Origin of the sequence: Methylobacterium sp. WL103 (genome assembly GCF_008039885.1) — a bacterium.
In the GTDB taxonomy this organism is placed as follows: domain Bacteria; phylum Pseudomonadota; class Alphaproteobacteria; order Rhizobiales; family Beijerinckiaceae; genus Methylobacterium; species Methylobacterium cerastii.
In genome coordinates this window covers 1-5,074 of sequence record NZ_VRUX01000302.1, presented here as the reverse complement: position 1 = coordinate 5,074, position 5,074 = coordinate 1, and the positions used below count along the sequence as shown (strand labels likewise).

6 protein-coding genes and 1 tRNA gene are annotated in these 5,074 nt (G+C 69.1%); 1 reads left to right on the top strand and 6 read right to left on the bottom strand.

Going from position 1 to position 5,074, the window contains the following annotated elements:
• From nuoE to FV222_RS16840, 5 genes are all read right to left on the bottom strand, one after another.
• Positions 1-962: NADH-quinone oxidoreductase subunit NuoE (nuoE, locus tag FV222_RS16860; protein ID WP_147815196.1), on the bottom strand; the 962-nt coding region annotated here is incomplete at its 3' end.
• A 21-nt stretch (positions 963-983) separates the two neighbouring features.
• Positions 984-2,174: an NADH-quinone oxidoreductase subunit D gene (locus tag FV222_RS16855; protein ID WP_147751046.1), complete on the bottom strand. Its 1,191-nt coding sequence runs from the start codon at positions 2,172-2,174 to the stop codon at positions 984-986.
• 15 nt (positions 2,175-2,189) lie between these two features.
• The gene (locus FV222_RS16850; RefSeq protein WP_147762743.1) at positions 2,190-2,837 is read right to left on the bottom strand and encodes an NADH-quinone oxidoreductase subunit C; all 648 of its coding nucleotides are present in this window, start codon (positions 2,835-2,837) and stop codon (positions 2,190-2,192) included.
• Positions 2,838-2,846: 9 nt separating this feature from the next.
• Entirely contained in the window at positions 2,847-3,434 is a 588-nt protein-coding gene (locus tag FV222_RS16845; RefSeq protein WP_147728470.1) for an NADH-quinone oxidoreductase subunit B, read from the bottom strand.
• A gap of 39 nt (positions 3,435-3,473) precedes the next feature.
• Positions 3,474-3,839 (bottom strand): NADH-quinone oxidoreductase subunit A, encoded by a 366-nt coding sequence (locus FV222_RS16840; protein ID WP_147728471.1) that lies wholly within the window; start codon positions 3,837-3,839, stop codon positions 3,474-3,476.
• 359 nt (positions 3,840-4,198) lie between these two features.
• Here FV222_RS16840 and FV222_RS16835 point away from each other — a divergent pair.
• Positions 4,199-4,275, top strand: a tRNA-Asp gene (locus tag FV222_RS16835).
• A 73-nt stretch (positions 4,276-4,348) separates the two neighbouring features.
• On the opposite strand, the gene FV222_RS16830 is transcribed toward FV222_RS16835, so the two are convergent.
• Positions 4,349-5,074, bottom strand: a 726-nt coding sequence (locus tag FV222_RS16830) for an ATP-binding protein (protein WP_246685507.1), incomplete at its 5' end; no start/stop codon positions are given.

Genomic DNA, 5,074 nt, shown 5'->3' with positions numbered 1-5,074 from the left:
GCCCCCGCCTCTGCGCCCGCAGGCTCGCCCTCCGCCACGCGCTTGGCCGGCGAATCCAGCACGTCGGCGTCGCCCGGCCGGGCGCTGCCGTGCTTGGCGATGGAGCGACCGCGCTCGGCCGCGTCGGCGTGGTCGTCGGCCTTGATCGGCGCGTCGCCGCCTGCCGCCCGCTGCGCCGGGGCGTCGGAGACGGGCCGCTCGACGGGGCGGCCTGCATCGGGCTTGGCGATCTTGGGCTCGGTCGCGGCGCGGGCCTCGGTCGAGGCGGCCTCGTCCTTGGCCCGGGCCTCGTCGCCCTCCGCCTTGTTCTTGTCCTCGAAGCGCTGGCGCCAGGCGCCGACGCGCGAGCCGTCGAACAGCGTCGGGTCGCTCAGCGTCGCAGCCCCGCCCTGCGGCTCCGACGAGACGCGGCCGGTCTGCGAGCCGACCTTGACCGTACGGCCGGCGGCGAGGTCGTCCATCAGCGTGCCGAGACTCTCGGGCGTCAGGTCCTCGTAGTAGTCCTGGTTGATCTGCACCATCGGCGCGTTGCAGCAGGCGCCCAGGCACTCGACTTCGAGCCAGGAGAAGTTGCCGTCGGCCGAGACGTGGCCGGCCGGCCCGAGGCGGGCCTGCAGCATGCCCTTCAACTCGCGCGCGCCGCAGGAATCGCACGGCACCGTGCCGCAGAGCTGGATCCAGAACCGGCCCACGGGCTCCAGGGCGAACATCGTGTAGAAGGTCGCCACTTCGAGCACGCGGATGTGCGGCATGCCGAGCTCGTCGGCCACCGCCTCGATCGCGCGGCGCGGCAGCCAGCCGCCGTTCTGCTCCTGCGCCTTCCACAGCAGCGGGATCACGGCCGAGGCTTGGCGGCCCTCCGGGTACTTCTCGATCTGCCCCTTGGCCCAGGCGGCGTTCTCTTGCGTGAACGCGAAGCTCTCGGGCTGCTCGGAAGCGGGGGCGAGCCTGCGGTTCGACATCTCAGTTCTGGCCCTTCCAGCTCAACGGTCGACCTCGCCGAAGACGATGTCGAGCGTGCCGAGCACGCAGGACACATCGGCGAGCAGGTGGCCGCGGCACATCCAGTCCATCGCCTGAAGGTGGGCGAATCCCGGAGCGCGAATCTTGCAGCGATACGGCTTGTTGGTGCCGTCGGAGACGAGGTAGACGCCGAACTCGCCCTTGGGCGCCTCGACGGCCGCGTAGACCTCCCCCTCGGGCACGTGGAAGCCTTCGGTGTAGAGCTTGAAGTGGTGGATGAGCGCTTCCATCGAGCGCTTCATCTCCCGGCGCGGCGGCGGCGCGAACTTGCCGTCGATCGAGGCGATCGGACCCAGGCCCGCCGGCTCGCGCAGCTTGACGCAGCATTGCCGCATGATCTTCACGGATTCCCGCATCTCCTCCATGCGGATCACCTGGCGATCGTAGGTGTCGCCGTTCTTCCCCACGGGGATGTCGAACTCCATCTCCTCGTAGCACTCGTAGGGCTGCGACTTGCGCAGGTCCCACGGGATGCCCGAGCCGCGCACCATCGGGCCGGAGAAGCCCCAGGCCATCGCCTCGTCCACCGAGACGATGCCGATGTCGACGTTGCGCTGCTTGAAGATGCGGTTGGACATGACGAGGTCGTCGAGGTCCTGGACCACCTGCAGGAACGGGTCGCAGAACGCCTCGATGTCGTCGATCAGCGCGGGCGGCAGGTCCTGGTGGACGCCACCGGGGCGGAAGTAGTTGGCGTGGAGCCGGGCGCCCGAGGCCCGCTCGTAGAAGATCATCAGCTTCTCGCGCTCCTCGAAGCCCCAGAGCGGGGGCGTGAGGGCGCCGACGTCCATCGCCTGCGTCGTGACATTGAGCAGGTGCGAGAGCAGGCGGCCGATCTCGCAGAACAGGGTGCGGATGAGCTGCGCGCGCCGCGGCACCTCGATGCCAGCGAGCTTCTCGATCGCCAGGCAGAAGGCGTGCTCCTGGTTCATCGGCGAGACGTAGTCGAGCCGGTCGAAGTACGGCGTGACCTGGAGGTAGGTCTTGTACTCGATCAGCTTCTCGGTGCCGCGGTGGAGCAGGCCGATATGCGGGTCGACGCGCTCGACCACCTCGCCGTCGAGCTCCAGCACCAGGCGCAGCACGCCGTGCGCCGCCGGATGCTGCGGCCCGAAGTTGATCGCGAAGTTGCGGATATTATGCTCGGTCATGGTGAGCCCTCCGCCTCAAGCCGTCTTCTTCTCGTCGCCCGGAAGCACGTATTCGGTGCCCTCCCACGGCGAGAGGAAGTCGAAGTTCCGGAATTCCTGCGTCAGCTTCACCGGCTCGTAGACCACGCGCGCCTCGTCCTGGTCGTAGCGGACCTCGACGAAGCCGGTGAGCGGGAAGTCCTTGCGCAGGGGGTGGCCCTCGAAGCCGTAATCGGTGAGCAGCCGGCGCAGGTCCGGGTGGCCCGAGAACAGGATGCCGTAGAGGTCGTAGGTCTCGCGCTCGTACCAGTTGGCCGCCGGGAACACCTCGATCACGGAGGGGACCGGCGTGACCTCGTCGGTGCGCACCTTCAACCGGATGCGGGAATTGTTGCGCAGGCTGAGCAGGTGGTAGACCACGTCGAAGCGCTGTGCGCGGCTCGGGTAGTCGGCGCCGCAGATGTCGATGAAGTTCCGGAAGGCGCAGGCCGGGTCGTCGCGCAGGAACGTCAGCGCGAACACGATGTCCGAGGCCTGGACCACCAGCGTCAGCTCGCCGAGCGCGATGGTGCGCTCGACCACCGCCGGGCCGAGCGCCCCGGCCACGTGGTCCGACAGCGCCTGCAGGGCCGCGTCGCCGGAGACGGGCTGGGTGTGGGCGAGGATCGAGATGCCGTTGGTCATCGCCTGCCCTCAGCGCTCGATCGTGCCGGTGCGGCGGATCTTCTTCTGCAGCAGCAGCACGCCGTAGAGCAGCGCTTCGGCCGTCGGCGGGCAGCCCGGCACGTAGATGTCGACAGGCACGACCCGGTCGCAGCCGCGGACCACCGAATACGAGTAGTGGTAGTAGCCGCCGCCGTTGGCGCAGGAGCCCATCGAGATCACGTAGCGCGGCTCCGGCATCTGGTCGTAGACCTTGCGCAAAGCCGGGGCCATCTTGTTGGTCAGCGTGCCCGCGACGATCATCACGTCGGACTGGCGGGGCGAGCCGCGCGGGGCGAAGCCGAAGCGCTCGCAATCGTAGCGCGGCATCGACATCTGCATCATCTCGACCGCGCAGCAGGCGAGCCCGAACGTCATCCACATCAGCGAGCCGGTGCGGGCCCAGTTGATCAGGTCGTCGGTGGAGGTGATCAGGAAGCCGCGGTCGGCGAGTTCCGCGCTGATCGTCAGGAAGGTCGGGTCGTCGGCACCGATCGGGCGGCCGGTGTTCGGGTCGACGAGCCCCTTGGCCTGCGGCGCGATCGCCGGGGCACGGGACAGTTCGGGGGTGAAGGCCATGGATGCCTCAGGAGCGGGCGGGCGGGGCGACGACGCGGACTAGTCCCATTCGAGGGCGCCCTTGCGCCACTCGTAGACGAAGCCGACGGTGAGGACCCCGAGGAAGGCCATCATCGACCACATGCCGAACCAGCCGAGATCCCCGAACGTGATGGCCCAGGGGAACAGGAAGGCGACTTCGAGGTCGAAGATGATGAACAGGATGGCGACGAGGTAGAACCGCACGTCGAACTTCATGCGGGCGTCGTCGAAGGCGTTGAAGCCGCACTCGTAGGCCGAGAGCTTCTCCGGGTCCGGGCTCGAATAGGCCACCAGGAACGGGGCCACCAGAAGAGCCGCCGCGATGAACAGCGACACGCCGAGGAACACGATGAGCGGCAGGTAATCCGCCAGGAGACCGGTCATGCGACACCTCTCACGCGCTGGACCGCGCCGCCCTGAACTTCACCGAACGGCGATATGGAATTGCTCCAATGCCAGAGTGCGCGCGGGCCGAGGCTTAGTCGAGCCGACCCGGTGAAACAAGCCGTTTGCGCGTCGCACAATCGCGGCCTGAGACAGAGAGGTGGCGCGATGTCAGGTCTTCGCCAACACGGCAGATCGGCGCAGCCCCCCAATAGACAGATCCGGTTCGCCGACCGGAGAATCGGGGCCTGCGGACAATCGCGTCTCGCGTGGCAAGGTCACGCTTGACACTCCCTGCCCCCCCACCTAAACCCCCGCTCGTCGCCGAAGCCCACCGGGCTTTCGAGCGGATACGCCGTGCGGGCGTAGCTCAGTTGGTTAGAGTGCCGGCCTGTCACGCCGGAGGTCGCGGGTTCGAGTCCCGTCGCCCGCGCCACGTACCTTCCCGATCACATTAGTCGAACCAGCCCTCCGGCCCGACGCCGTCGAGGGCTTCTTGCGTTGGGTCCTCAGCCCGGCAGGACGAGGGTCGCGCGCAGACCGCCGAGGTCGGACCGGTCGAGGGTCAGGCCGCCGCCGTAGAGTTCGGCCAGCTCCAGGGTGATCGACAGGCCGAATCCGTTGCCCGGCACGGTCTCGTCGAGGCGCTGCCCACGCCGCAGGACCGAGGTCGCCGCCGCCGGATCGAGGCCCATCCCGTCGTCCTCGACGCCAATCGCCACCGCGTCGCCCTCCGTTGCCGCCGAGACCCGGACCTCGCCGCGGCACCATTGGCAGGCGTTGTCCATCAGGTTCCCGAGCATCTCGTCGAGGTCCTGCGCCTCGCAGCTGACAGTCAGCCCTTCGGCGATCTCCGTTCGGACGCGCACGCCCTTGGCGGCATGCAGGCGGCCGAGGGTCGCGGCGAGATCCTGGATAGGGCTCGCCAAGCCGATCCGCCCACGGGCCGTGCCTTCGAGCGCCGCCGCGCGGGCGCGGCGCAGGTGATGGCGGACCTGCTGGTCCATCGACCCGACGAGGCCGCGCAAGGTGCCGTCGGCATCGCGCGCCGGGTCGGCGAGCGCCAGGGTCAGGGTGGCGAGCGGCGTCTTGAGGCCGTGGGCGAGGTTCGCGACATGCGTGCGCGCACGCGCGAGGTTGGCGGCGTTCTGGTCGAGGAGCCCGTTGAGTTCGGCGACCAGCGGCCGGATTTCGGCCGGCTGCGCGACCGGCACCCGCTCGCGCCGCCCGGCGCG